General features: G+C 60.1%; 24 protein-coding genes and 1 tRNA gene. 13 read left to right on the top strand and 12 right to left on the bottom strand.

Translation table 11 applies throughout. From position 1 onward, the window contains the following. Positions 1-481: 481 nt before the first annotated feature. The 5 genes from O3A94_13950 to era all read left to right on the top strand — a co-directional run bounded on the left by O3A94_13950 (position 482) and on the right by era (position 4,200). Entirely contained in the window at positions 482-1,204 is a 723-nt protein-coding gene (locus tag O3A94_13950; GenBank protein ID MDA1357354.1) for a DUF2062 domain-containing protein, read from the top strand. Positions 1,205-1,292: 88 nt separating this feature from the next. Continuing rightward, positions 1,293-1,700 carry a holo-ACP synthase gene (gene acpS, locus O3A94_13945; GenBank protein ID MDA1357353.1) on the top strand — a complete coding sequence of 136 codons (408 nt, stop codon included), beginning with the start codon at positions 1,293-1,295 and terminating at the stop codon, positions 1,698-1,700. A gap of 73 nt (positions 1,701-1,773) precedes the next feature. Continuing rightward, the gene (gene lepB / locus O3A94_13940; protein MDA1357352.1) at positions 1,774-2,550 is read left to right on the top strand and encodes a signal peptidase I; all 777 of its coding nucleotides are present in this window, start codon (positions 1,774-1,776) and stop codon (positions 2,548-2,550) included. After that, positions 2,550-3,278 carry a ribonuclease III gene (rnc, locus tag O3A94_13935; GenBank protein MDA1357351.1) on the top strand — a complete coding sequence of 243 codons (729 nt, stop codon included), beginning with the start codon at positions 2,550-2,552 and terminating at the stop codon, positions 3,276-3,278. Before lepB ends, rnc begins: the two co-directional genes overlap by 1 nt. Next, entirely contained in the window at positions 3,271-4,200 is a 930-nt protein-coding gene (gene era, locus O3A94_13930; GenBank protein ID MDA1357350.1) for a GTPase Era, read from the top strand. Before rnc ends, era begins: the two co-directional genes overlap by 8 nt. Here era and O3A94_13925 read toward each other — a convergent pair. Next, positions 4,197-5,234 (bottom strand): hypothetical protein, encoded by a 1,038-nt coding sequence (locus O3A94_13925; GenBank protein MDA1357349.1) that lies wholly within the window; start codon positions 5,232-5,234, stop codon positions 4,197-4,199. The genes era and O3A94_13925 overlap by 4 nt on opposite strands. A 169-nt stretch (positions 5,235-5,403) precedes the next feature. Here O3A94_13925 and recO point away from each other — a divergent pair, with 169 nt between their 5' ends. Then, positions 5,404-6,123 carry a DNA repair protein RecO gene (recO, locus tag O3A94_13920; GenBank protein MDA1357348.1) on the top strand — a complete coding sequence of 240 codons (720 nt, stop codon included), beginning with the start codon at positions 5,404-5,406 and terminating at the stop codon, positions 6,121-6,123. A 115-nt stretch (positions 6,124-6,238) separates the two neighbouring features. On the opposite strand, the gene argB is transcribed toward recO, so the two are convergent. From argB to rpmH, 6 genes are read right to left on the bottom strand one after another with little or no spacing between them, the layout of a single operon-like run. Then, positions 6,239-7,147, bottom strand: coding sequence for an acetylglutamate kinase (gene argB / locus O3A94_13915; GenBank protein ID MDA1357347.1), 909 nt, complete (start codon positions 7,145-7,147; stop codon positions 6,239-6,241). A gap of 52 nt (positions 7,148-7,199) precedes the next feature. Beyond that, positions 7,200-7,886 carry a ribosome biogenesis GTP-binding protein YihA/YsxC gene (gene yihA, locus O3A94_13910; protein ID MDA1357346.1) on the bottom strand — a complete coding sequence of 229 codons (687 nt, stop codon included), beginning with the start codon at positions 7,884-7,886 and terminating at the stop codon, positions 7,200-7,202. Then, on the bottom strand, positions 7,820-10,159 hold the full coding sequence (gene yidC, locus O3A94_13905) for a membrane protein insertase YidC (protein ID MDA1357345.1): 2,340 nt from the start codon (positions 10,157-10,159) through the stop codon (positions 7,820-7,822). The genes yihA and yidC overlap by 67 nt, the downstream gene beginning before the upstream one ends. A 25-nt stretch (positions 10,160-10,184) precedes the next feature. Beyond that, a complete protein-coding gene (yidD, locus tag O3A94_13900; protein MDA1357344.1) occupies positions 10,185-10,451 on the bottom strand; it encodes a membrane protein insertion efficiency factor YidD in 267 nt (88 codons plus the stop codon). A gap of 34 nt (positions 10,452-10,485) precedes the next feature. Beyond that, the gene (gene rnpA, locus O3A94_13895) at positions 10,486-10,917 is read right to left on the bottom strand and encodes a ribonuclease P protein component (GenBank protein ID MDA1357343.1); all 432 of its coding nucleotides are present in this window, start codon (positions 10,915-10,917) and stop codon (positions 10,486-10,488) included. Between the two features lie 4 nt (positions 10,918-10,921). Next, complete coding sequence (gene rpmH / locus O3A94_13890) at positions 10,922-11,056, bottom strand: 50S ribosomal protein L34 (GenBank protein ID MDA1357342.1); 135 nt, start codon at positions 11,054-11,056, stop codon at positions 10,922-10,924. Between the two features lie 404 nt (positions 11,057-11,460). Between rpmH and O3A94_13885 the strand changes: the two genes are divergently transcribed. The 4 genes from O3A94_13885 to O3A94_13870 all read left to right on the top strand — a co-directional run bounded on the left by O3A94_13885 (position 11,461) and on the right by O3A94_13870 (position 15,182). Beyond that, positions 11,461-12,204: a TVP38/TMEM64 family protein gene (locus O3A94_13885; GenBank protein ID MDA1357341.1), complete on the top strand. Its 744-nt coding sequence runs from the start codon at positions 11,461-11,463 to the stop codon at positions 12,202-12,204. A gap of 37 nt (positions 12,205-12,241) precedes the next feature. Beyond that, complete coding sequence (locus O3A94_13880; protein MDA1357340.1) at positions 12,242-13,615, top strand: FAD-dependent oxidoreductase; 1,374 nt, start codon at positions 12,242-12,244, stop codon at positions 13,613-13,615. A 105-nt stretch (positions 13,616-13,720) separates the two neighbouring features. Then, on the top strand, positions 13,721-14,743 hold the full coding sequence (locus tag O3A94_13875) for a HAMP domain-containing sensor histidine kinase (protein MDA1357339.1): 1,023 nt from the start codon (positions 13,721-13,723) through the stop codon (positions 14,741-14,743). A gap of 37 nt (positions 14,744-14,780) precedes the next feature. Then, positions 14,781-15,182, top strand: coding sequence for a hypothetical protein (locus O3A94_13870; GenBank protein MDA1357338.1), 402 nt, complete (start codon positions 14,781-14,783; stop codon positions 15,180-15,182). A 142-nt stretch (positions 15,183-15,324) separates the two neighbouring features. Here O3A94_13870 and O3A94_13865 read toward each other — a convergent pair whose 3' ends face one another. The 3 genes from O3A94_13865 to O3A94_13855 are packed head-to-tail and all read right to left on the bottom strand — an operon-like array spanning position 15,325 to position 18,869. Beyond that, positions 15,325-15,963, bottom strand: a complete 639-nt coding sequence (locus tag O3A94_13865; GenBank protein ID MDA1357337.1) for a glutathione S-transferase — start codon at positions 15,961-15,963, stop codon at positions 15,325-15,327. 47 nt (positions 15,964-16,010) lie between these two features. Beyond that, positions 16,011-17,723, bottom strand: a complete 1,713-nt coding sequence (ggt, locus tag O3A94_13860) for a gamma-glutamyltransferase (protein ID MDA1357336.1) — start codon at positions 17,721-17,723, stop codon at positions 16,011-16,013. Between the two features lie 48 nt (positions 17,724-17,771). Next, positions 17,772-18,869: a hypothetical protein gene (locus O3A94_13855; protein MDA1357335.1), complete on the bottom strand. Its 1,098-nt coding sequence runs from the start codon at positions 18,867-18,869 to the stop codon at positions 17,772-17,774. A gap of 426 nt (positions 18,870-19,295) precedes the next feature. Between O3A94_13855 and O3A94_13850 the strand changes: the two genes are divergently transcribed. Both O3A94_13850 and O3A94_13845 read left to right on the top strand, forming a co-directional pair. Beyond that, positions 19,296-19,372, top strand: a tRNA-Arg gene (locus tag O3A94_13850). Positions 19,373-19,637: 265 nt separating this feature from the next. Then, complete coding sequence (locus tag O3A94_13845) at positions 19,638-21,392, top strand: tetratricopeptide repeat protein (protein MDA1357334.1); 1,755 nt, start codon at positions 19,638-19,640, stop codon at positions 21,390-21,392. Here the strand turns inward: O3A94_13845 and O3A94_13840 are convergent. Then, the gene (locus tag O3A94_13840) at positions 21,389-21,979 is read right to left on the bottom strand and encodes an SCO family protein (protein ID MDA1357333.1); all 591 of its coding nucleotides are present in this window, start codon (positions 21,977-21,979) and stop codon (positions 21,389-21,391) included. The genes O3A94_13845 and O3A94_13840 overlap by 4 nt on opposite strands. A gap of 6 nt (positions 21,980-21,985) precedes the next feature. Then, entirely contained in the window at positions 21,986-22,510 is a 525-nt protein-coding gene (locus O3A94_13835) for a copper chaperone PCu(A)C (GenBank protein ID MDA1357332.1), read from the bottom strand. A gap of 316 nt (positions 22,511-22,826) precedes the next feature. On the opposite strand from O3A94_13835, the gene O3A94_13830 reads away from it, so the two are divergent. Then, on the top strand, positions 22,827-23,164 hold a 338-nt coding region (locus O3A94_13830; protein MDA1357331.1), incomplete at its 3' end, for an STAS domain-containing protein.

The following is a 23,164-nucleotide window of genomic DNA, read 5'->3' as shown; positions in this document are numbered from 1 at the left end:
GTTGGCTTGGTGTTGACCGCGCTTTATCATGTGGGCCTCGCCACGCTCACCCCTACGCCCAATTCCATGCGGTTGGGCGCAGCCTGCTCGCCTGTCCACCCGCCTGCTCGCCGGGCCGCCCGCCCGCCGGGACAATGAGCGCGTAGTCATGATCGTGGTCGCGGGCCTCCTGCCAAGCACGCAAAAGTGCCCGATATCACGCGGAAAGCATTGGCGGATATCGCGAGTTTCTTCGAATAGGGTGCTCGCAAGCGGCGACAAAGACGCACATATATAGATTATCGGCCGGGTCACGGTCCGCGGAATGGGGCGGATCGCTTGCGCAACGCCCTGTCATTACGATATTTTGCAATATCCACGGTCATTAAAAAAACAAAATTGGGCCGTCGATAGGGAGAAAGATGAAGTACAAAGCGATGCATCGCCATGCGATTTCCGGTTTTGCGCCGGGTATCTGCCTTCGGTCCGGGGGAGGCTCGGCTTGAGCGTATTCCGCCGTCGGCGCAGACGCTCCATCCTGGCCCGGCTGGTGGAGCTGCTCTGGCCGCGGATGGGCTGGCGGCGTGCCGGAAAATATTATGGGTTCCGCATCAAGCGGCTTCCCGGCACGCCCTATTCGATTGCTTGCGGATTCGCTCTCGGCGCTGCCGTGTCGTTCACGCCGTTCATCGGCTTACATTTTCTCCTGGCCGCCTTTCTGGCTTGGGGGTTGCGCGCCAACCTTCTCGCCTCCGCTATCGGTACCGCAATCGGCAATCCCTGGACCTTTCCGGGAATCTGGTTTGGTGTCCTGTGGTTGGGTAGCAAAATTCTTGGGCGGGAAATGCCGGAGCTGAGTTTTTCCGACCTCAGCCTCACCATGATTTTCGATCATTTTTCAACCATCGGCGTGCCGATGATCATCGGTGGCATCCCGGCCGGCCTTGTGACTTGGGTGATTTTCTACATTCCCATCCACCGCGCGATCGCCAATTATCAGCATCACCGCCATACCAGTCGCATCAAGCGCCAGCAGGTCTTGGCCGAGCAACAGCGCGAACGGGCGAACGCGGTGGCAAACAGCAACACCGGGAAATTGCCTGCCAGCGCCAGCCAATCGGTCGATGATTTGACCATTCCGGAACCTTCTCATCAGGAGGACCCGCGGCCGTCTGCGACAATCACGCCTATCAAACGCGCCGTCGGCGAAAGCAAGGGCGGATGAGCGGGCGGGCAAGCCGGGCGTCAAGATCGATCAAACGGCGACAAATCGAAATATTCGTTGCGGCGGCTCGCGCGGCCCTGTTTCGCAGATGATTATTGGCCTGGGCAGCGATCTCATCGATATCCGGCGCATCGAGCGCACTCTGGAGCGCTTTGGCGATCGCTTTATCCACCGCATTTTCACCGAGGGCGAACGCGCGAAATCCGAACGCCGCGCGGCGCGCGCCGAAAGCTATGCCCGGCGTTTCGCCGCCAAAGAGGCCTGTTCCAAGGCGCTCGGCACTGGATTTCGCCGGGGGGTTTTTTGGCGTGACATGGAAGTCGTCAATCTGCCGTCGGGAAAACCGACCATGCGGCTCACGGGCGGTGCGGCGGAACGCTTGCAATCCCTAACGCCTTCAGGCATGACCACACAGATCGACGTGTCTCTAACCGACGAACCGCCGACCGCCCAGGCCATCGTGATCATCACCGCCCTCGCCGCCTCGCAAGAATGACGCGAACGCGGTTCACGCAGGCTGGGCAATTCCGTCGCCACGCATAACCAGTTTCCACGAGCCCACGAGCCCCATGGCAAGAACGAAGTCCAGCGACAGACCAAAGAAACGGAAATCTAGCGGAATCTGGGACACCATCCGCACCGTCGCCTATGCGGTGATCGCCGCGATGGTCGTCCGCACGGTGGCGCTTGAGCCGTTTAATATACCCTCCGGTTCGATGATCCCGACGCTGCTGGTTGGCGACTATTTGTTCGTATCTAAATATGCCTACGGCTACAGCAAATATTCGTTGCCCTGGGAAATCGACCTGTTCTCCGGGCGATTGTTCGGTTCCGAGCCCGAGCGCGGCGATGTCGCAGTGTTCAAGCTGCCGCGCGACAACGAGACCGATTATATCAAGCGTATCGTTGGTCTGCCCGGCGACCGTATTCAGGTCAAAGAAGGACTTCTCTACGTCAACGACATCCCGATTGAGCGCAATCAGATTGAGAATTTTACCTTCGATGACGTCTACGGCCGGTCACGCTCCATCGTTCAGTTCGAGGAAATTTTGCCCAACGGCGCCGTCCACCACACCCTCGACGCCAACCCCAACGGAAATCTCGACAATACCGATGTCTATAGCGTGCCTGAGGGTCATTTTTTCGCGATGGGCGACAACCGCGACAATTCTCTCGATAGCCGCATCGACAATGCCTATTCTGGTGTCGGCTTCATTCCGGCAGAGAATCTGGTTGGCCGGGCGGAGTTTATTTTTTACTCGACCAATGGCGGCGCCGAAATATGGGAAATTTGGAAGTGGGGCAAGGCGACCCGCTTTGAGCGCCTGTTCACTGCGATCCGCTAGTGGCTGGCCGTCGCAACGCCACCGCGGCGCGTGGCGCGGACCAGGTTCAAGCGATCGCCGAAAAACTCGAGGCGAAACTTTTTCACCGTTTCCGAGATCGCCAACTCCTCACTCAGGCGTTCATCCATCCGAGCGCTGTCTTAGGCGACGTCCAATCCAATCAACGGCTCGAATTTCTCGGTGACCGCGTACTTGGCTTAGTGGTGGCCGAAATGCTGCATGCGCAATATCCCAGCGAAAGTGAAGGCTCGCTGGCGCGGCGCTTTGCCGCGCTGGTCCGGCGCGAGGCGTTGGAACGCATCGCGCGGGAATTGCACTTTGGTGATTATCTGATCCTGGCCAAAGGCGAAGAAGAAAGCGGCGGGCGCGAAAATTCCGCCAATCTCGCGGATAGCTGTGAGGCGGTCATTGCCGCAATATTTGTCGACGGCGGCTATGCGGCGGCAGCGCGCTTCATCCAGCATTATTGGGTAGCGCCGATGACCGGCGAAAAGAGTCCGCCGCGCGATCCGAAATCCACCTTGCAGGAATGGGCGCAAGCCGAGCATGGCGTTTTGCCGGTCTATCGCCTGATTTCACGCGACGGCCCAGCGCATGCGCCACATTTTGAAATCGAGGTGCAAATCGGTGATTTTCCAGGCGCCACCGCCTCAGGCGGCAGCAAACAGGCCGCCGAACAAGCGGCGGCGCAAATTTTGATGCATCGTTTGGGGGCCGATAATGACTGATTCCTTGGAGCCGCCCCGCCCCGGGGAGCCGCGCCGCGCCGGTTTCGTCGCCATTCTAGGGGCTCCCAATGTCGGGAAATCCACCCTCGTCAATCGTTTGGTCGGCGCCAAAGTATCGATTGTATCGCCAAAAGTGCAGACCACCCGTTCGCGCGTGCGCGGCATTCGTATCGAAGGCGCGGCGCAGCTCGTCCTGGTGGATACGCCGGGAATTTTCGAGAACGCCAAGCGCCGCCTTGAGCGCGCGATGGTACATGCGGCGTGGAGCGGCGCCCAGGACGCCGATGCCATTCTCGTTCTTATCGACGCCCAGAGAGGCATCGATGAGAATACCAAGCAAATCCGCAAAAGCCTGGTTAAGTCGGGGCGCAAGGCCCTAGTGGCGATCAACAAGATTGACCAAGTATCGCATGAGAGCCTGTTGCCGCTGGCCGCCGCGCTGGACGACGGCGCGTCTGCCGAGCGCATCTTTATGATTTCGGCGCTCGACGGCCAGGGCGTCGATGATTTGTTGCACCATCTTCTCGGCTTGCTGCCCGAGGGGCCGTGGCTCTATCCCGAAGATCAGCTTAGCGATATCTCCGAGCGCCTGTTGGCTGCTGAAATCACGCGCGAGAAGCTATTCCTGCAACTGTATCAGGAATTGCCATACTCGCTCGCCGTGGAGACCGAGACTTGGCGCGAGCTAAAAGACGGCTCGGTTAGAATCGAACAAATCGTCTATGTGTCGCGCCCCATCCACAAGGCCATGGTGCTGGGAAAAGGCGGACAGCGCATCAAGGCTGTCGGCCAGGACTCGCGCATCGAGCTTGAAGAGCTTTTGGCGCGCCGGGTGCATTTGTTTTTGTTCGTGAAGGTCCGCGAAAGCTGGGCTGATGATCCAGAACGCTACCGCGATCTCGGTCTCGAGTTCGATAGCTAGCTACTGCCTTCGGCGCCGTTCTCAGCCGCGCCGCGTCGTTTATGCAGGCGCGTTTCAAGAATTTTGGTGGCCGTAAACACGGCGCGCACGACGAGGTCCGCCGCTTCTTTTTCGCCGCGCAGCAGCGCCAGCAGGGCGTCGGCATGGACGGCCAGAAGGGCGAATATTTCCGTTTCAGACCGGGCGTCGGCTTCAGCCTCGTTCATGACCTTCTGCAAGGATTCCACTAGATTAAGAATCTCTTTGCGGGAATCATTCTCGGTATGGCGAGCAATATACTGAACCATTTCCGACATATCGGACAATTGGTTCGCCGGAACGCTGAGGTTTGGATTTCCCTTGATGAACTGCTGCATGGTGGCGGCGAAACTGCGGAGTTGCAGCGTCGTACGGCGCAACCGATGTTCGCGAACGATGGAATTAGCGCGTTCAATCCGCGCCATATCCACTTTTGCCGATTCGTCGCCGGTCGCCTTGTAGCGCAAGCCGTTTGGCACATCGAAGGCGGCAAGTTCGGAATCGTTTCTGCGCCCCGGTTGGCGCCTGTCCGGGCCGACATAGAGCGACGTGGCGACAAATTTTTTGCGGTTCTCGATTATATTGTCGACCCGGCTTGTTACCGCGCCAATCGAAATCGGCATCACGATGATGTCGTCGGCGCCGGCATTGACGAAGGTGCGAATCACGTCGTCGCTCGGTTTCCAGGTAATAACATTGATGACGAGAAAGGGATTGCTGCCGAGCCGGCCATGGCGAATATCTTGGATATGTTGACAGACCGCCTCGGCATGCTCGTTGGTCTCAAGCACAAGCATGTCCATGCCAGTATCTTGAACCGCGCGGCGCAATGCCTCGATTGAGTTCACCACATTGACGTGGCGAAACCCCGCGCCGTGGACGGCATCGAGGATGATGCGCCGTGAATTCTGTAAGGGGCTGAACAAGACGACCTTAACATCATCGAGATCATATCCCATGGCTCTGCCGGACGTGTCCAGACTGTGCAACGCGCCGCCGGTGCCGGTACGGGTCATTGGCTATCGTCGCTCCTCTAGTCGCTGTAGCTGCCGTCTGGACGATTTCCCGAACTCGGTGAAATTCGATCGAAATATTGAGCCGATAAGGTTAATTAATTGACAATCCATGTCCGCCCGCAGCGCTTCTCGGCGCGCGGGGGGGCCCCGCCCGTGCTATATGCTTGCTATGGAGTGGAGCGATTCAGGTGTTGTGTTGTCGGCGCGGCGGCACGGCGAAACGTCGTCATTGGTGATCCTGTTCACCGAATTGCATGGCCGTCATGCCGGTCTCGTGCGCGGTGGCCAGGGGCGGCGCGCGCGTGGTCTCTATCAGGCCGGAAATGTCGTCACCGCAGTATGGCGGGCGCGGCTTGATGAGCATCTCGGCAATTTCCGCTGTGAGCTGGTGCGCGCCCGCGTCGCCGGGCTGCTCGACGATGCGTTGCGCCTTTCCGCCTTGTCTTCAGCCTGTGCCGTGATCGAGGCGGCGTTGCCGGAGCGCCAATCTTATCCGACGCTTTATGCCGGCTTTTCTGGGCTCGGCGAAGATATCGAAAGCGCCGCGGAGTGGGGAGCATCTTATGCTCGCTTCGAACTCACGCTTTTGGCTGAGCTCGGCTTCGGCCTTGATCTTTCGGCTTGTGCGGTCACTGGAGAGGCCGAGAACTTACAATATGTATCACCGCGCTCGGGGCGTGCCGTGTCGGCGGCGGCGGGTGAGCGCTGGCGCGAAAAGCTGTTGCCGTTGCCGGCGTTCTTGTGGCGCGCTGATGCCGCCCCGCCCACGGCGGATGATTTGCGCGCGGCGCTCCATCTGACAGGCTGGTTTCTCACTGCGCATGTCTTTGCCGGCGCCAGCGTACCGCCTGCGCGGGAGCGCTTCCTGGAGCGTCTGACGAGTTCGTGACCGTGATAAGCCCTTCCTCCCTAGCGGGGAAGGAGGGTTTAGGTGGGGGGAGAGAGCTTGGCGCGCTTAGCGCGCTTTGGATTCCCCCTCTCCCCTGGGGAGAGGGTTTTCCTACTTAGTCGGGCACGATCATGGTGCCGGTGCCATGCGAGGTGAATATTTCCAGGAGCAAGGAATGCGGTATGCGGCCATCGAGAATATGCGCTGCCTCGCAGTGATCCTTGAGTGCCGACAGGCAGGTTTTCAACTTGGGAATCATACCGCCTTTGATGCTGTCGCCGTTGAGCAGCGTTTCGGTTTCAGCGAAGTTGAGCGTGCTGATCAGCTCGCCCTTTTGGTCGAGCACGCCGGCAACATCGGTGAGCATGATCAGCTTGGCCGCCGACATCGCCGATGCGATCGCACCGGCAGCGGTGTCGGCGTTGATATTGAAAGTCTCGCCCGCCGGTCCGACGCCGATCGGTGCCACGACGGGAATGATGTTCGATTTTTCGAAGGATTGCAGAACACCGATATTGACGCGTGACGGTTCGCCGACAAATCCGAGATCGATCGGGCTTCCGCCAGCGCCGTCCGCGCCGCCGGCGGAGATCTCCAGGCGCCGGGCTTCGAGCAATTTGCCGTCCTTGCCGCTCAGCCCGACCGCCGTGCCACCGGCCGCGTTAATGGTGCTCACGATCTGCTTATTGATGGTGCCCGAAAGCACCATTTCAACTACTTCAATGGCGGCCGCGTCGGTGACCCGCAGGCCATCGACGAAATGGCTCTCAATATTCAACCGTTGCAGCATTTTTTCGATTTGCGGCCCACCACCATGCACCACCACCGGATTGATGCCGACCTGTTTGAGCAGCACGACATCCTTGGCGAAGTTCTCCGCGAGCGACGAATTCCCCATGGCATGGCCGCCATATTTGATGACGAAGGTGCGCCCCGCAAAGCGCCGCATATAGGGCAGCGCCTCGGAAATCGTCTTGGCCGCATGCAGCCACTGTTTGGTCTCGCCGATATTTTTCTTGGTCATGGTACGGGGCCTCAATGCCTGAAATGCGTGTAATGCCGCCTGGGGCTGGACCTTAATGAATGGCTGCCGGGCTCGCCAATGTGCCTAGATGGGCGCGCAATTCGGCGATACCGGTGCCGCTGCGGGCGCTTGTTGGCAGAGCCAGGGGATAGGCAGCGACATGAGTCTTCAGGACCGTTTCGCAGTCGCCCATCAGGCGTTCCATCGCCGCCGGTTTCAGTTTATCGGCTTTAGTTAGGATCACTAGAAACGATACCGCCGCATCGTCCAATGCCTTCATGACCGCCTCGTCGCTCGCCATAAAGCCGCGCCGCGCATCGATGAGCAGACAAGCGCGGCGCAAGCCCGTCCGTCCTTTGAGATATTGCTCGGCCAGGCCGGTCCATGCCTTGACCACGCCCTTAGGCGCCTTGGCATAGCCATAGCCGGGAAGATCGACGAGCATCAGCTGTCGCCCCAATTCGAAAAAATTGACCTGCTGCGTCCGGCCCGGCGTGTTGGATGTCCGCGCCAGCGCGGTTTGGCCGGTCAGCGCGTTGATGACGCTCGATTTGCCGACGTTGGAGCGGCCGGCGAAGGCAATTTCGGGCAACGCTGTGACCGGCAATCCAGCCATCGCGACGGCGCCGGTGATAAAGATGCACGGCTGCGCAAACAGTATCCGCCCCGCCTCTAGCGACGTGGCGCCGGTTTCTTGCCCTTGGCCCGGCGTGACGGAGGCTTCTTGTCCTCTTGCCATGTGTCACTCTCACTCTTTTCCTGGCGTGTGCCGCTGGTTTTGTTGCGCGTGCCGCTCGTCGCCTTAACATCGCTGCCTTGAGTATCCGCCTTGGCAGCGCGCCGCTCGCGGCGCGACAATTTATTTTCTTTGTCGGTCGCGGTGTCGCTGGCGGCGGTGCTTTTTTCGTTCGTGTCGCCGCGCTTCTTGGCGCGCTTTTTCGCCTCTGCGGCCTGAATTTTGCGTTTCCTTTGGCGAATTTTCTCGCGTCGCAGCTCTTCCGCCTGTTCGCGGTAGCTCTTCTTGCGCTTGGCCGGCTCGGCGCTGCGCCCGCGCGGCGCCGCCGTGCTGCTCCGTTCGCTCCGTTCGCTGCGATTAGTTCGTTCGCTGCGCTCGCCGGTGGGGCGCTTCTTCTTGCGGCCGGTTGACGGGCGCGAGCGGCTCGGCATCGGCAGGGTGCCGGCGGCGGCCTGCTCTTTGATCTTCTTGATGCGGGCCGCATCTGCTTGGAGCGAGGCTCGGGTAATGCCCATGCGCTGCATGATCAGCCATTGCTGGGCGATCGAGAGCACATTATTCCACGTCCAATAAACCACCAACCCGGCCGGGAATCGGGCAAACATAAAGAGGAACAGGAGCGGCAGGAACATCATGATTTTCTGCTGCAAGGGCTCGACCGGCTGCGGGTTGAGCTTCATTTGCAACAGCATCGTAGCGGCGAACAAGATCGGCCAAATACCGATCATGAGGAATTCCGGTGCTGGCCAATCGACCAATCCGAACCCTGTGATGAACGTCATCGGGTCGGGTGCCGAGAGGTCCTGAATCCAGCCGAAGAACGGCGCATGGCGCATTTCGATGGTGGCGAAGAGAACGCTGTAGAGGGCAAAAAATACCGGGATCTGTACCAGCATGGGCAAACAGCCGGCCATCGGATTGGCCTTCTCGCGCCGGTAGAGCGCCATCATCTCCATATTCATCTTGGCTTTGTCGTCTTTGTAGCGCTCGCGCAGCATGATCGTATCGGGCTGCAATTTCCGCATCTTGCTCATCGACGAATAGGCCTTGTTGGCCAGCGGATAGAGCACAATGCGCACGCAGATGGTGAGCAGCAGAATGGCGACGCCAAAATTGCCGATATTGCGGTAGAAAAAATCGATCGGGTAGAAGAGTGGCCGGGCGAGAAACCAGACCAGGCCAAAATCGACTGCGCTGTCGAGGTCGCGCACGCCGAGTGATCCTTCATAGGAGTCGAGGAGGTTGAATTCCTTGGCGCCGACAAAGAGATGGTTCGATACCTTTTGGGTCTCCCTGGGCTGGATCACCACCGGGTTTTGCCAACGGTAATCGACCTGATAGAGGTCGCGTTGATTGGGTGACGAATGCGCGAAATCGGCGGTAATCGCTTGCTTCGGGTCGGGGATCAGGGCGCTCAGCCAATATTTGCCGGTAATGCCGACCCAGCCATCATCGCTCTGGATTTCGGTTTTCCCGCTATCCTGCATGTCTTCGTATGAAAATTCCTGCTTGGCGCCCTGGAGAACGCCGACGCCGCCATGGGCAAACATGCCCCAGGGGACGAATTCTTCGGAATTGACTGCGAACATGCCAGTCAGGCCGGACGCCGGCGTATCGTAATGCGCAATAAACCCGTAGGGGTAAAGACGGACGGTCGCTTCGCTGCTGTTCGTCACCGACTGCACTGTGGTGAAGAGAAAATCCTCATCTAGCGTAATTTTCCGGGTGAACAGCAGACCTTCGCCATTGTCCCAACTGAGGGTCACGCTCGAGCCGCTATTCAGAGTGCCGCGATCGGCCTGCCATACGGTATCGGAATCCGGCAGCGTGAGGCCGGTACCGCTGTCCTGAATCCAACCCAGCTCGGCGAAATAGGGGTGATCAGCGTTGCGCGGCGAAAAGACGAAAATATTCGGGCTGTCCGCTTCACGGTGTTGGCGGTAATCCCTGAGCACCACATCGTCGAAACGCGCGCCTTTAAGGAGGATCGAGCCTCTGACGCGGGTGCCGTCAATCAGGATGCGGTCGCTCGCGCGGATTGCCGCTTGACGCTCCAACACAGGCATCGCTGCGCTGTCTTCGCCGGCGGCGCTTGCAGTCGGCAGCTGTTGGCCGGTGGCATCCACCCCGGTTCTCTGTTGCTCCGCCGTCACTTCGCGCGGCGGTGGCGCTGGCGGGGTCGGAAAGAATACCGGCATCAAAAATTGCCAGCCGACAAGAATCACCAAGACGGCGCCAACAACGAGAACGAGATTTAGTTTGCTTTCGCCGAACATGATTTAGGTCTTGGTGCCGTTCGGATTAGTGCCGCGTGCCGCGGCACCGTGGCGCGCGGCGGGCAAACAATGTTTCGGGCACCGGGTCATAGCCATGGCCGCCAAACGGGTTGCAGCGCACGATGCGCCACAAAGCCAGGCCAGGTCCCAACAGTGGGCCGTGCCGCTTCACCGCCTCAAGCGCATAATGCGAACAGCTCGGCTCGTAGCGGCAGGACGGCGGCAACCACGGCGAGATCACCAGCTGGTAACCCCGAATAAGCAGCCAGAATATGAAACTGACAGGATTCATGATCAATTCGTGATGCCCAAAATTCCTAAGTCTTTTACGGCGCGAGCCCGGAATTTGTCGGTATTGCAGTGTTCGACGTCGCGAACGCTGCCTTTTTTTTGTCGACCCGTATTAACGCCGTCTGCAAATCCTGCAGTAATTCTTCGAACCCGCGATGTACCGTCGCCGCGCGCGCAATAACCACATAATCTTGCCCGGCTTTGGCGTGCATCGGCATAACACGAGCCACTGCTGCGCGCAATCGGCGCTTGGCGCGGTTTCGGACGACCGCGCCACCAACGCGTCGGCTCGCGGTAAAGCCGACCCGGATGGGTGCGCCTTGATCCCCCGATTTTCCTCCCAGAAGTGGCCGGTCGGCCGGGTAAACGGCTTGCAGAACCAGTCCTGGCATAGCCGATTTGCGGCCCGCGGCCGCGGCATGGAGAAACTCGGACCGCCGCGTCAGGCGGACGATCCTGGGAACCATCGGCCTATACCGTGAGGCGTTCGCGCCCTTTGGCGCGGCGCCGCGCAAGAATGCGGCGGCCGCCGACGGTTTTCATTCGGGCGCGAAATCCGTGCCGACGTTTGCGCACGATATTGCTGGGCTGAAAAGTTCGCTTCAATGTCTTATCTCCGACAAATCTCCAGCACCGGGACAAAGCTCCGGTGTGAATGGATGTGCCTGCTCTGGAAGAGCCCGCTTAATACGGATATGGCAGGATAAAGTCAATGCTGGCGCCGCTGAGCATCAAATTTTTCCTGTTTTTGCCACTGGTCTGTCCAAGTCCCAGCCATTGCTGCAGCAATCACATTCGCGCCGGATTGTTAACATTCAGGTGAGAACTCCTGGCAAGACGCCCCGGGTCGCATATGTTCAAGCGGCGAACCGTCTTATTAAGTGTCCTTTTAAGTATCCCTGTCGTAACTGGTCCGATTGAACGTGATAGTGAAACCAACCATGCCTTTGCCGCCGCACTCAACAATAGCGGAGGATACAGCGGCGCCTCCCTTTGGGCCGGAAAAACCTGTGGCACCAGAAAACGGTGACGGTCGCGCCGGCCTCTCGTTGCGCCGGCTGGCGCCGTTGTTGATTCTTGCGATCGCCATTGGCCTGTTCTTCGCGTTCGGCCTGCATCACCATTTCAGCTTCGAATGGCTGCGCCAGAATCGCGCCGAGCTCGTGGATTTTGTTGCTCGCTCCTGGTTTCTGGCGGCTTTGGTCTATGTCGTCATCTATTCCGGCACCACTACGCTATCGCTCCCCTGGGGTTCGCTCCTCACCTTGATAGGCGGCTTTTTATTCGGCCCCATATTGGGAACCGTACTTTCCGTCCTGGCCGCGACGACGGGTGCTTTTCTGCTGTTCACAATCGCCAAGACCGCGCTCGGAGACCCGTTGCGCGCGCGCGCGCGGCGCAGCGTAAAATCGGGCGTATTCCAGCGAATGGAGGCGGGGTTTCAGGAAAACGCCCTCAGCTACCTGCTGTTCTTGCGCCTGGTGCCGATCTTCCCGTTCTTCGTGGTGAATTTGTTGCCGGCTTTCCTCGGCGTGCGCCCGCGTGTCTATCTGGTGGGAACATTGCTCGGAATTATTCCCGGCACGTTGATATTCTCTGTCGTCGGCGCCGGCCTTGGCAAGATTTTCGACAGCGGCGAGAGCTTTTCGCTGGACAGCGTAATCAGTCCGGAAATCATTGCCGGCCTTGCCGCGCTCGCCCTTCTCTCTATGATTCCGGTCGCATATAAACTCTGGCGCAAACGCGCGGCCTGATACCGGCCGGCATCTGTGCGGGCAAAAGGAGAGGCGGGTGGTTGAGACCCTTTACTGCGATCTCTGTGTGATCGGCGCCGGGTCGGGCGGTCTCACACTGGCCGCCGGCGCCAGTCAAATGGGGGCGTCGGTCGTGCTTGTCGAGCGTGGCCAAATGGGTGGCGAATGCCTCTATAGCGGATGCGTGCCGTCCAAGGCGTTGCTATCTGCGGCAGCCGGGAAGGCGAGCTTTGCCGAGGCGTTTGACCATGTCCGGCGCAGCATTCAGCAGATCGCGCCGCATGATTCGCGCGAACGGTTCGAAGGGTTCGGCGTGCGCGTCATTGCAGAGGATGCGCGCTTTACCGGTCCGCGCAGCCTTGCCGCCGGCAACTTCGATATCCGCGCTCGGCGCTATGTCCTCGCCACCGGTTCCCGGCCGTATATTCCGCCGCTGCCGGGAATCGACGATGTTCCAGCGCTGACCAACGAAACCCTGTTCACCGCTTGCCCGGAGCCACACCATTTGCTGGTGCTCGGCGGCGGGCCGATGGGAGTCGAGATGGCGCAGGGGTTTCGCCGCCTTGGCGCCGCGGTCTCGCTGATTGATTCAGGCAATATAATGCCGCGCGACGATGGCGAATTGGTCGCCGTGATCCGCGCCAAACTCGCAGCCGAAGGCGTCGCCCTTTACGAGCACCACCAAGCCACGCGCGTGGCGCCCGACGGCGCCGACATCCGCCTCACCTGTACCGGCGCTGAGGGCGCGATCGAGATTACCGGCTCGCATCTGCTTGTTGCCGCCGGGCGCCGGGCCAATATCGCAGACCTCGGCCTTGAAGCTGCCGGCGTGACGACCCAGGACGGCGCCCTCCAGCTCGACGCGCGACTACGCACCACAAACCGGCGCATCTTCGCGGTCGGCGATGTCGCCGGGCCTTACCGCTTCACCCATATGGCCGCCTATCAGGCCGGCATCGTGTTGCGCAACGTCCTGTTCCGCTTGCCGGCGAAGGTGAAATACCGGGCCGTGCCGTGGGTGACCTATAGCGACCCCGAACTGGCCCATGTCGGCCTGAGCGAAGACGCGGCGCGGCGCGGCGGGATAAAGTTTCAAATCCTGCGCCATTCCTTCGCGGACAATGACCGGGCGATCACCAGCGGCCGCACCGAGGGCTTAATCAAACTGGTGGTGTCGCCGGGCGGGCGCATCCTCGGCGCGTCCATCGTTGGCGCCGAAGCGGGTGAGTTGATCCATATCTGGTCCTTGGCGGTCGCGCGCCGGCTCAAGGTGTCGGCCCTGGCGCAGACAATCGCGCCCTACCCCACGCTGGGCGAAGTCGGTACCCGCGCCGCCGGAAGCTATTATGCGCCCAAGCTGTTCAGCCCGCGCACGAAACGCATTGTGAGATTCCTTCAGCGCCTGGGATAATACCGCCGCCGCGCCTATAGTGGGCTCTTGTGAAGCAAGTGGATAAATTCCGGTTGGTCAAAACTCCGTCACGCCTTCGGCGCCTTGGCGGGCGGCGGTGAGCGAGTGATTCGCGTGATCGGCACGGCGCCCGCGGACCATGACGGAACCACGGTCGATATTCTTCTCGACGAGGGACCGTTGGTTGCTGAAATGCTCGATTATTCGCGCCGCATTCTCGAACTCTCCCTGGTGCTCGCGGCAATTACCGCCGGGCTGGTGTTTTTCGCCTTGCATCTCCTGTTGGTCCGCCCGTTGCGGCAGATGAGTGAGAACTTGGTTTCGTTCCGGCGTGCGCCGGAGGACGCCGCGACGGTCATGGCACGAAGCCGCCGGCGCGATGAATTCGGCGTTGCCCAGCGCGAGCTTCGCGTCATGCAGCAGCGCGTGCGCGCGGCGCTCCGGCAAAAGGCTCGCCTTGCCGCTGTCGGCGCCGCGGTGAGCAAGATCAATCATGATCTCCGCAACATGCTGGCTACGGCGCTATTGGTGAGCGACCGCCTGGCGCTCACCGAAGATGCCCAAACCCGCAAGATATCGGCGCCGCTGCTGGGCGCGCTCGAACGCGCGATCAATTTATGTGGCCAGACCCTCAGCTTCGCCCGCGCCGAGGAGCCCGATGCCCAGCGCTGCGAATTTTTCCTGGCGCCACTGGTCGACGAAGTCGCGCTCGTCCTGCCGACCGCCCAGACCGCCGCCATCCAATGGCGCAACGACGTCCCGGGCGATCTCTCTTTGTTGGCGGACCGGGATCAGCTATACCGCATTTTTATGAACCTGACGAAAAACGCCGTCGAGGCCGTCGCTGCGCAGGGCCCCGGCGGTACGGTGCGGGTGACCGGCTGGCGAGACGATGCCTGCACGGTGCTCGAAGTCGGCGATACCGGCCCTGGCCTAGCGCCGCAGGCGCGCGAACATCTGTTCGAAGCGTTTGCCGGTTCGGTCGGCGGCACCGGGCTTGGGCTCGCCATTGCCTATGAACTGACGCGCAATCATGGCGGCCGGCTCGAATTGTTGAAAAGCGATCCCACGGGAACGGTTTTCCGCGCCACATTCCCGCATTCAGCCGAAACGCCGCGCGACCCCTAAATCCAGATTAACCGTCCCGTAACATTCTTGTGTCACCATGACGGCTTCACCATTCGAGGATGGAATGATGGCCGATGTGACGTTCGAGCGTGCTTCCCCGAACCGCCGTATGGTGCGCTTAATGGAGAATCTACCAAGCGAGATACGCGCCAGCTTCAGCGATGGGCAGCGTGCGGCGCTCAGCGAAGCACTGAATTCTCGTACCTGGCGCCGTCAATCGGTGGATATCCGCCTCTCGCTTCCGCTTTTAACTAACAGATATTTCATGACATTTGTGGCCGGCCGCGAGCGGCGCCCGGGGCTGCGCCGCAAGGCGGAGCGGGTCTTTCATCCCCTCGGCACCGTCGGCAATACGCTTTTCATGGGCGCCATCACCACTCTAATTTGCTCTGTGGTACTGCTCATCGCCCTGGTCTACAGCTCGATCCTGGAGCGCTGATACCGAAGCCAACAAAGAGGGCACCTCTAACCGGAATGCCTAGCGCATTTCGGCAAGCGTGACCGCCCGGCGCTTGCGGGAGCAAACAAAGACAACGCTTCGCGCTTGGGTCGCCCCTTCGTCCCTTAGGAAGAGGGATTTATCACTGACGTGCGACGCTGGGGCGTTCTGAGACTGCTTTGAACCACCTAGTGAAATTTTTGCATGATTCGGGAATCTGTACCTTGCAGACCTTCCGGGCGAAATCGGTGGCGCAGAAAGCGGTAATGTCGGCGACGGTAAAATTCGCGCCGGCGATGAATGGATTGCCGCCGATCTGCGCATCAAATTTGTCGAAAAACCAGGTCATGCGGGCCCGGCCGCGCTCAATCAACTCAGGAATTTGTTCGATGCGCTCGGCCCGGCCAGGCAATCCACGCCCGGCGAACGCCCGATGCGAATTGCGGAACAGCTCGCTCGCCGCGCCGATCCCCTCGGCATCGGCGCGGCGCTCCCACATGTCGATTCGGGCAGTGTCTACGGCGTCGGCGCCCATCAGCGGCAAGTCCGGGTGGAGCGATTCCAGATAGCGGCATATCGCCATCGCTTCGCCGATGCGCGTGCCGTCATCGAGTTCCAAGGTCGGTACCAGGCGGTGGTCGTCGTTCGACAGGAAATCGTCGGACAGCCGTGCGCCCTCGGCCGCGCCAACGTCGATTACCGGCATCTCGATGCCTTTTTCCTTGAGGAAAATAAGCACGCGGCGGGGGTTCGGCGCGCCCTTCCAGTCATATAGCTTCATCGAATTTTCTCTCCGGTTGCCTGCCCTTGCCTGCGCTTGCGGCGCATTTACTGTCCGAGAGCGAGACCTTCGCGGCGCGGGTCGGCGCCACCTTCCAGGCCATCCACGCTGGCGCGAATTGCATGCAGCCCGCTCGTGAGGGCCTGGATTTTGACTTCGTGACCAAGCGCCTCTAGCTCCGGCGCTAGCGCCTCCAGCTCCGTGCCCGCCTCCAGCTCGGTCGCGCCATTGCGGTTGAGGAAATGCGGGAGCGTGACGGCGGCCTGCGGGTCCATCTGCCAATCGAGCGCGGCGACCAGCGCCAGCGTCACATAGCCGATAATGCGGGAGCCGCCGGGCGAGCCGATAGTGAGCAATATCTGACCATCATTGCCGAACACCAGCGCCGGCGCCATGGATGAACGGGGACGTTTGCCGCCTTCCACGCGGTTGGCGACCGGCTTGCCGTTGCGCTCGGCCTCGAAGGAGAAATCGGTCAATTGATTGTTCAACAGGAAACCGCGCACCATCAGGCGGGAGCCGAAGCCGCGCTCGATACTGGTGGTGAACGAAACCGTGTTTCCGGTTGCGTCGATCACCGCCAAATGGCTCGTCGATAGGCCGTGCTCGGCCTCCTGCATGGCGAAGGCGCGCCGGTCGGAACCGGGCGGCGCACCGGCCACAGCTTCGCCCATCGATTTGTCGAGGCGGATGAGCGCGGCGCGTTCGGCGATATAGCTTCGATTCAACAGGCCCGCCACGGGCACGTTGACGAAATCGCTGTCGGCCATGAACAGCGCGCGGTCGGCGAAGGCGAGGCGGCTGGCCTCGGCAATAATATGCACGGCGGAAAGCGAATTCGCGCCCGCACCGGCAATATCGAAACCCTCGATCAAGCCCAAAATCTGCAACGTCGTCAGCCCGCCCGAACTCGGCGGCCCCATACCGCACACCGCATATATGCGGTAGGCGTCACACACCGGCGGGCGCTGGCGCGCCTCGTAGGCTTCCATGTCAGCCACCGTCAAAGAACCCGGATTGCGCACCGCACCCTGTACGGCGGCAGCAATGTCGGCGGCGATGTCGCCGTGATAGAAAGCGTCGGCGCCGCCCGCCGCGACGGTGCGGAGCGTTGCCGCATAGGCCGGATTGAGCAGTAAGGTACCGGCCTCGAGCGGCGTGTCGCCGTCGAAGAAATAGACCCGTGCGGCAGGAAAATCCGCGAGATCGGCATTGCCGGCAATCGATTCCGCCATGCGCGGAGAGACGACAAAGCCGTGCTCGGCCAATTTTATTGCGGGCTCGAACAGACGCGACCAGGGCAACCGGCCATGCATGCGGTGCGCCAACTCCAGCATGCGCAACAAGCCGGGTACGCCGACTGAAAGCCCGCCCGAGGCGGCCTCGGGCCAGCTCATCAGTTCGCCATTTTCTTTGCGGAATAAATCTCCATCGGCCGATGCCGGCGCGGTTTCGCGTCCGTCGAAACTTTCGATGGCGCCCGAGGTGGCGTTGAAATGCAGCAAGAAGCCGCCGCCGCCGATGCCGGATGATTGCGGCTCGACCAACCCCAGCACCATCTGCGCCGCGATGGCGGCGTCGATGGCTGAGCCGCCTGCGCTTAGAATTTCCTGGCCAGCGCGCGCGGCATGCGGGTTCGCCGCAGCAATCATGGCCTTTGCCGCATGTACCGGCGCCATTGGCTCGGCGGCTAGGGCCGATTTGTCATTTGGTGAGAAACAGGCAAGCGCCGCACAAAGCGCAAGAACGAGACCAGCCATGCTGGCACGTGGACACCGTGGCGTGCGGTGTGCCGTCATACGCGCCACTTAACGGACGTAGATATGAACTTCGTTGGTCTGCACGCCCGGGCTGGTGGTCGAAGAGAGTGTCACCCGGTTGCTCGGCAGTCCCATTTCGCCAAGCGCTTGAAGCACAGTTTCCGCATGGCGCTTGGAGGCATTGGTGGCCAACGCCACATCGGCCGGGCTACCTAAATTGGGCGCCACCGCGACAAGGTCGAAAGTGCTTTGCGGGCGGCGCTCGAGGGCGGTCGAAATGGCAGCATAAAGCGCCTGCCTAAATTCCACATTGGTACGATCAAAGCGGATCACCACCAGCGGGCGGCGCTCTTCGACCAGGCTTTGCGGCTCGACAGCGGCGGTCCGCACAGGTCCGTTCGAATAATCCTCGTTGCGGTTGGACAGGCTCGGGCCGAGATATTCACCATTTTTGATCGCCAGCGCCAAGGTGCTGAGGTTGTGGCGCTCGGAATTCACATAATTCGTGTAGCGCCCGATGGTTTCGCGCAGCATGCCCAACAGGCGATCGATCAGCACCACATTGCGGTTGACCTCGTCCTCGATCAGCGACAGCTGGCGATGATCTTCATCGACCGCGCCCTGCAGGCCATAGGTGGCGCGTACAGAATCGAGCAGATAGCTCGACATTGCCGAATCGGCGGCGACCTGATTGCCGAGTGTGTTCAGCGCGGCAATGTCGGTGAGGATACGGTCAAGCTCGCTCTGCGCCGCGTTCCACTGGCTGACCAGCACCGGGTTGCCCGGCGTGGTGCCGATGCGCAAACGCGCCGTGACGGCGGCAATTGTCGCGAAATAGCCTTGCGAATTTTGCCGCGCGGTATTGCGGACTTGTTCGAATTGAATGCGCCGGCTGTTGACCGAGGATTTGAGATTTTCGAGTTCGGAGCGCTGCTGCGCAACCTTGGCGCCGACGAATGTTCCGGTCGGCGAGCTCGCATTGAGCGCGCGTTCAGGTTCATAGGAAACCTGGGAAATCGGACGTGTGCCGCCCGCCGACGATGAATCGCCATACACCGCCTGGTCGCGCATTTCTTCTTGCGACGCCGCGATGACGATCTGCTCACCAGAACCTGCCGGTGATTCCCCGGTCAGAGACGGCCACAATGCATCCTCGGTAAAAGAACAGCCTGCAATAAAAAATGCGACCGCCGAGACAAGGATAAGTCCCCTAAAAGGCGCTACCACCAGAAACCACCCACTCTCTATTCCCGCGAATCGCCAAATATTGTCATTTGATCTTGTCGCCGCGTACCGTTTCTGGCGCGAGCCGAGAGGTGGGTTTTAGATATCCCACCTGCCCCAAGGTCATGGCGCAGCGATTCGTTCTTCAAAGACTGGCGATAGTAACCGCATGATGAGCCGCTCACAAGCAGGTTTTCCCACTTATGCCAAGGGCTTCCGGCGCACCACCCGGTCGCGGCAAGGGCTTTGGCAGGCGTCGCCAAGCGCTTCCGCCGCCGCGGCGGCCGCCGCTTTTCGCCCGCCCCTTGCAGGGCTTCGGCGATTTGAGTAATGTCCGCCGGCTTTCGCGCGCCCGTAGCTCAGCTGGATAGAGCACCAGACTACGAATCTGGGGGTCAGGAGTTCGAATCTTCTCGGGCGCGCCATTTTCTTCTTGTTCTTTCTCTCAAATCCCTGCGTTTCCAAGGATTTTCGCCACTCAGCCGGGAATTGCCCTCATTTCTCACCATTTCGTGCGCAATGAGCGTAACGTCTTTAATGCGCGGGCTTTAAGCCCATATGCTAGATAGCCCTACAAGACGATGTCCCGCGCCCTCGGATCAGACAGTGGATCAGACCGTTAACCAGCCGCTAAAACAGCCCCTGAACCAGCCCCTGAACCAGCCCCTGAACCAGCCTGTGGACCAAAAATTGCAGATAAAGCGAAAACTGGCGACGATTCTGGCTGCCGATGTGGTCGGATACAGCCGGCTTATGGGCGAAGATGAAGAGGCTACCGCAGGTACGCTCGGCGTCTATCGCGGCGTCTTTGACCGCTTGGTCGCTGCCCATGACGGGCGGATTTTCAATACCGCCGGCGACAGCATCGTCGCCGAATTCTCCAGCCCGGTCGAGGCGGTGCGCTGCGCCGACAAGATACAGGTCGAGGTCTTGGCGCGGAACGGTGATTTGCCGCCCGAACGGCGGATGCAGTTTCGCATCGGCGTTCATCTCGGCGACGTTCTGGTAGATGGCGATAATCTGCTCGGCGACGGAATTAATGTCGCGGCGCGCCTGGAGAGCTTGGCGGCGCCGGGCGGCATCGCGCTGTCCGCCGCCGTCCACCAACATGTCGAAGGCAAATTCGCAGGAAAATTCCGTTTTGAAGGCGAGAAAACGGTCAAGAATATCGCCAAGCCCGTGCCGGTTTATACTCTTATCACCGCGGCGGCGGAAGGATCGGAAGAGCCGGAAGCTGTGCCGGTGGCGCCGCGCGAACGCGTGCCGACCCAGCTGCCCTCCATCGCGGTGCTGCCGTTCGAGAATATGGGCGGCGACCCGGAGCAGGATTATTTCGCCGATGGCCTGGCCGAGGATTTGATCACCGAACTCTCGCGCTTTCAGGAACTCCGCGTGGTCGCGCGCAATTCCAGCTTCACCTACAAAGGCAAGGCCACCAATATGCGCCAAGTCGGTGAAGAGCTGGGTGTGCGCTATGTGTTGGAAGGCAGCGTGCGTAAGGCTGGCAATCGGGTGCGCATCACCGCGCAGTTGATCGAAGCCGCCAGCGACAAGCATCTCTGGGCCGAGCGCTACGACCGCGACATGGACGATCTCTTCGCCGTCCAGGATGAAGTCACCCAGCGCATCGTGGCGATGCTTGCGCCCACCCTGGAGGAAAGCGAGCGTAAGCGCGTGCGCAATTCCGAGCGCAGTGAAAATCTCCAGGCTTATGATGCGGTTCTGAGCGCGCGCGAGAAATGGGCAAAACTCAACGAGGTCGACAATGTCGAGGCGCGCCGGCTTTACGAGCAAGCTATCGAGTTGGATCCGGATTATGCCCGCGCCTATTCCGGTCTCGCCTGGACCTATTTGATAGAGAAATTCGAAAATTGGGGCGACGCGCCGGAGAAAGCGTTGGATAAGGCGCAGGAATATGCGGCAAAGGCGGTGAAGGTGAACCCGGCCTCCCATTCTGCCTGGCTAATTCAAGGCAATGTGCAGCGCGCGCGCGGCGACGCCAAACAATCCATCGTCTCGATGAATCGTGCGATCGCGCTAAATCCTAACGATATTGACACCTATATGTTTCTGGCCGACGTCAAACTCGGCCAAGGTGAAATCGCCGAAGCCCTCAAATTGATTGAGCGCGCGCGTGGTCTCAGCACCCGTAACACCAATTGGCACAAAGCTGTTTACGGCAGTGCGCTCTATGCCGACAAACGCTATGACGAGGCGCTCGAGATATTACAGGACGTCGAGGGGTTGTCATTTGCACAACGGCTCTTGGCAATGAGCTACGCGCAGGCCGGTCAGACCCAAAAAGCCGAAGCCACAGCCAAGCTCTTTCTCGCGCGCTATCCGGATTTCACCATCTCGATGCACATGAAGAGCAAAAATCTGGAGCGTGAGGAAGACCGAGCGCATTATGCCGAAGGCATGGAAAAAGCTGGGTTCCCAGCTTAATCCGCGTCCAAAATCTTCTCGATCTCGCCTGCCAAAGTTTCCCCGCCTTGGCCAAAAACAAAATGGCGGACAAATTCTCCATCTGGGTCCATCAAATAGACGATCGACGTGTGATCGACGAGATAGGCATCCGCGCCGGTGCTAGGCGCTTCCTCGTCCTCTTCATCCTCGGTCGGTGATTTGCGGAAAAACACCCGATAGGCGCCTGCGGCATCGGCGATTTCCGCTGCTGTGCCAGTCAGCCCGATCAAATCTGGATGAAAATTCGCCAGATATTCCGCCAATATCTTCGGCGTATCGCGCTCTGGATCGACGGTAATGAACAGCGCCTGAACACGGGCTGCCTTGCCGCCGAGCGCATCCAGTGTCTCTCCGAAGACAAGCAGTTCGGTCGGGCAGACGTCGGGGCAATAAGTGTAGCCGAAGAAAATCAAAAGATATTTGTCGCCGTAGGATTCTTGCGTGACGCGATTGCCGTGATGATCGACCAGCGCAAATGGCCCGCCGATATCGGCGGCGCGCGCTGGCGCTTGTCCCGTTAGCATGAGAGCAACGGCAAGCACGGCCACAAGGCGGCATATAATCATCGCACTCTATTCCTGAGGGTTATGGTGGTTCTGATGGTCATCATGCGCGTCATGTTTGTCATCGTCATGACGTTCGTGAGGGTGTTGCGGCACTTGTTTGGCGCCCATGCCGGCCACCACCACATGGACGCGCACGTCCCCTGCATGTTCAAACGTCAACGTCAGCGGAAAAGCGTCTCCTTCCACCAGCTTTTTTTGTAGGAAGCTCAACATCAGATGAAGGCCGCCCGGCTCCAGCTCAACGGCGCTGCCCGGCGCAATTTCGATGTTTTCTGCCGGGCGCATTTTCATCACGCCATCGCGCAGCAGGGATTCATGCACGCTCGCGCGCTTGGCCACCGGTGTTTTGGCGCCGATCAGGTGATCACTTTCATGGCCGCCATTGCGGATTGTCATATATGCCACGCTGGGCCGCTCGGTGCCGAGCGAGGCACGCGCCCAGGCGTCCTCCACCTGAATGCCGCCGGCGATGGCCGGCGCCGCAAATCCAAACAACAGCACTATCGCCAAGGCTGCAACGGCTAGCCGCATGTAATTTCTCCGCGTCCTTCACAATCGGGGTTGTGATAGAACCCATAGCCCGGCGCGGCGAAAAAACCCAGCCGATACCTGTGCACAACAACGAATTGTGAAGAACCGTGCTGTACCGCACTTTTTCTAACCTGGCGGGCAGGGTAATCTGCGCCGTCGACGTTCGGCCGCCGCTTTCTGCGCCTAGATTTCGCAATCGTGAATATGGCGTAAGAATACAGCGGCGTAAGAATATTGGCGTGTCGGGTGCTAACTTTGCATTATCATGGGGCACTTTCCGGCGCCGCCCGCGCCGGAGTTCATAGGGGGAGCCACAGTGGAAATCACACGCTCAGAAAATGACGGCACAATCATTCTCGCGCCTTCGGGGCGAATCGACCAAGATTCCAGCGCCGCTTTTCAAGCAGCCTTGTCCGGTGAAATTGCCAGCACGCCGCCTGCTTCGGTCGTGGTCGATTTCACCGCCATCGAATATATCTCGAGCGTCGGCTTACGCGCCTTAATGATCGGCGCTAAGGAAAGCAAAGCAAACGGCGGCAAGCTCGCGGTTGCGGCGCTCTGCCCGGTGGTTCAAGAAGTGTTCCAGATTGTCCGTCGTCATATAATTTGGAACAATCTACGGCCTGATCTAAAGGAGGATTTGGCCCACCTGGT

The sequence above is a fragment of the Pseudomonadota bacterium genome (assembly GCA_027624955.1).
GTDB lineage: Bacteria > Pseudomonadota > Alphaproteobacteria > UBA828 > UBA828 > PTKB01.
Note: the sequence above shows the minus strand (reverse complement) of the source record. Positions and strands in the feature narration are given on the sequence as shown.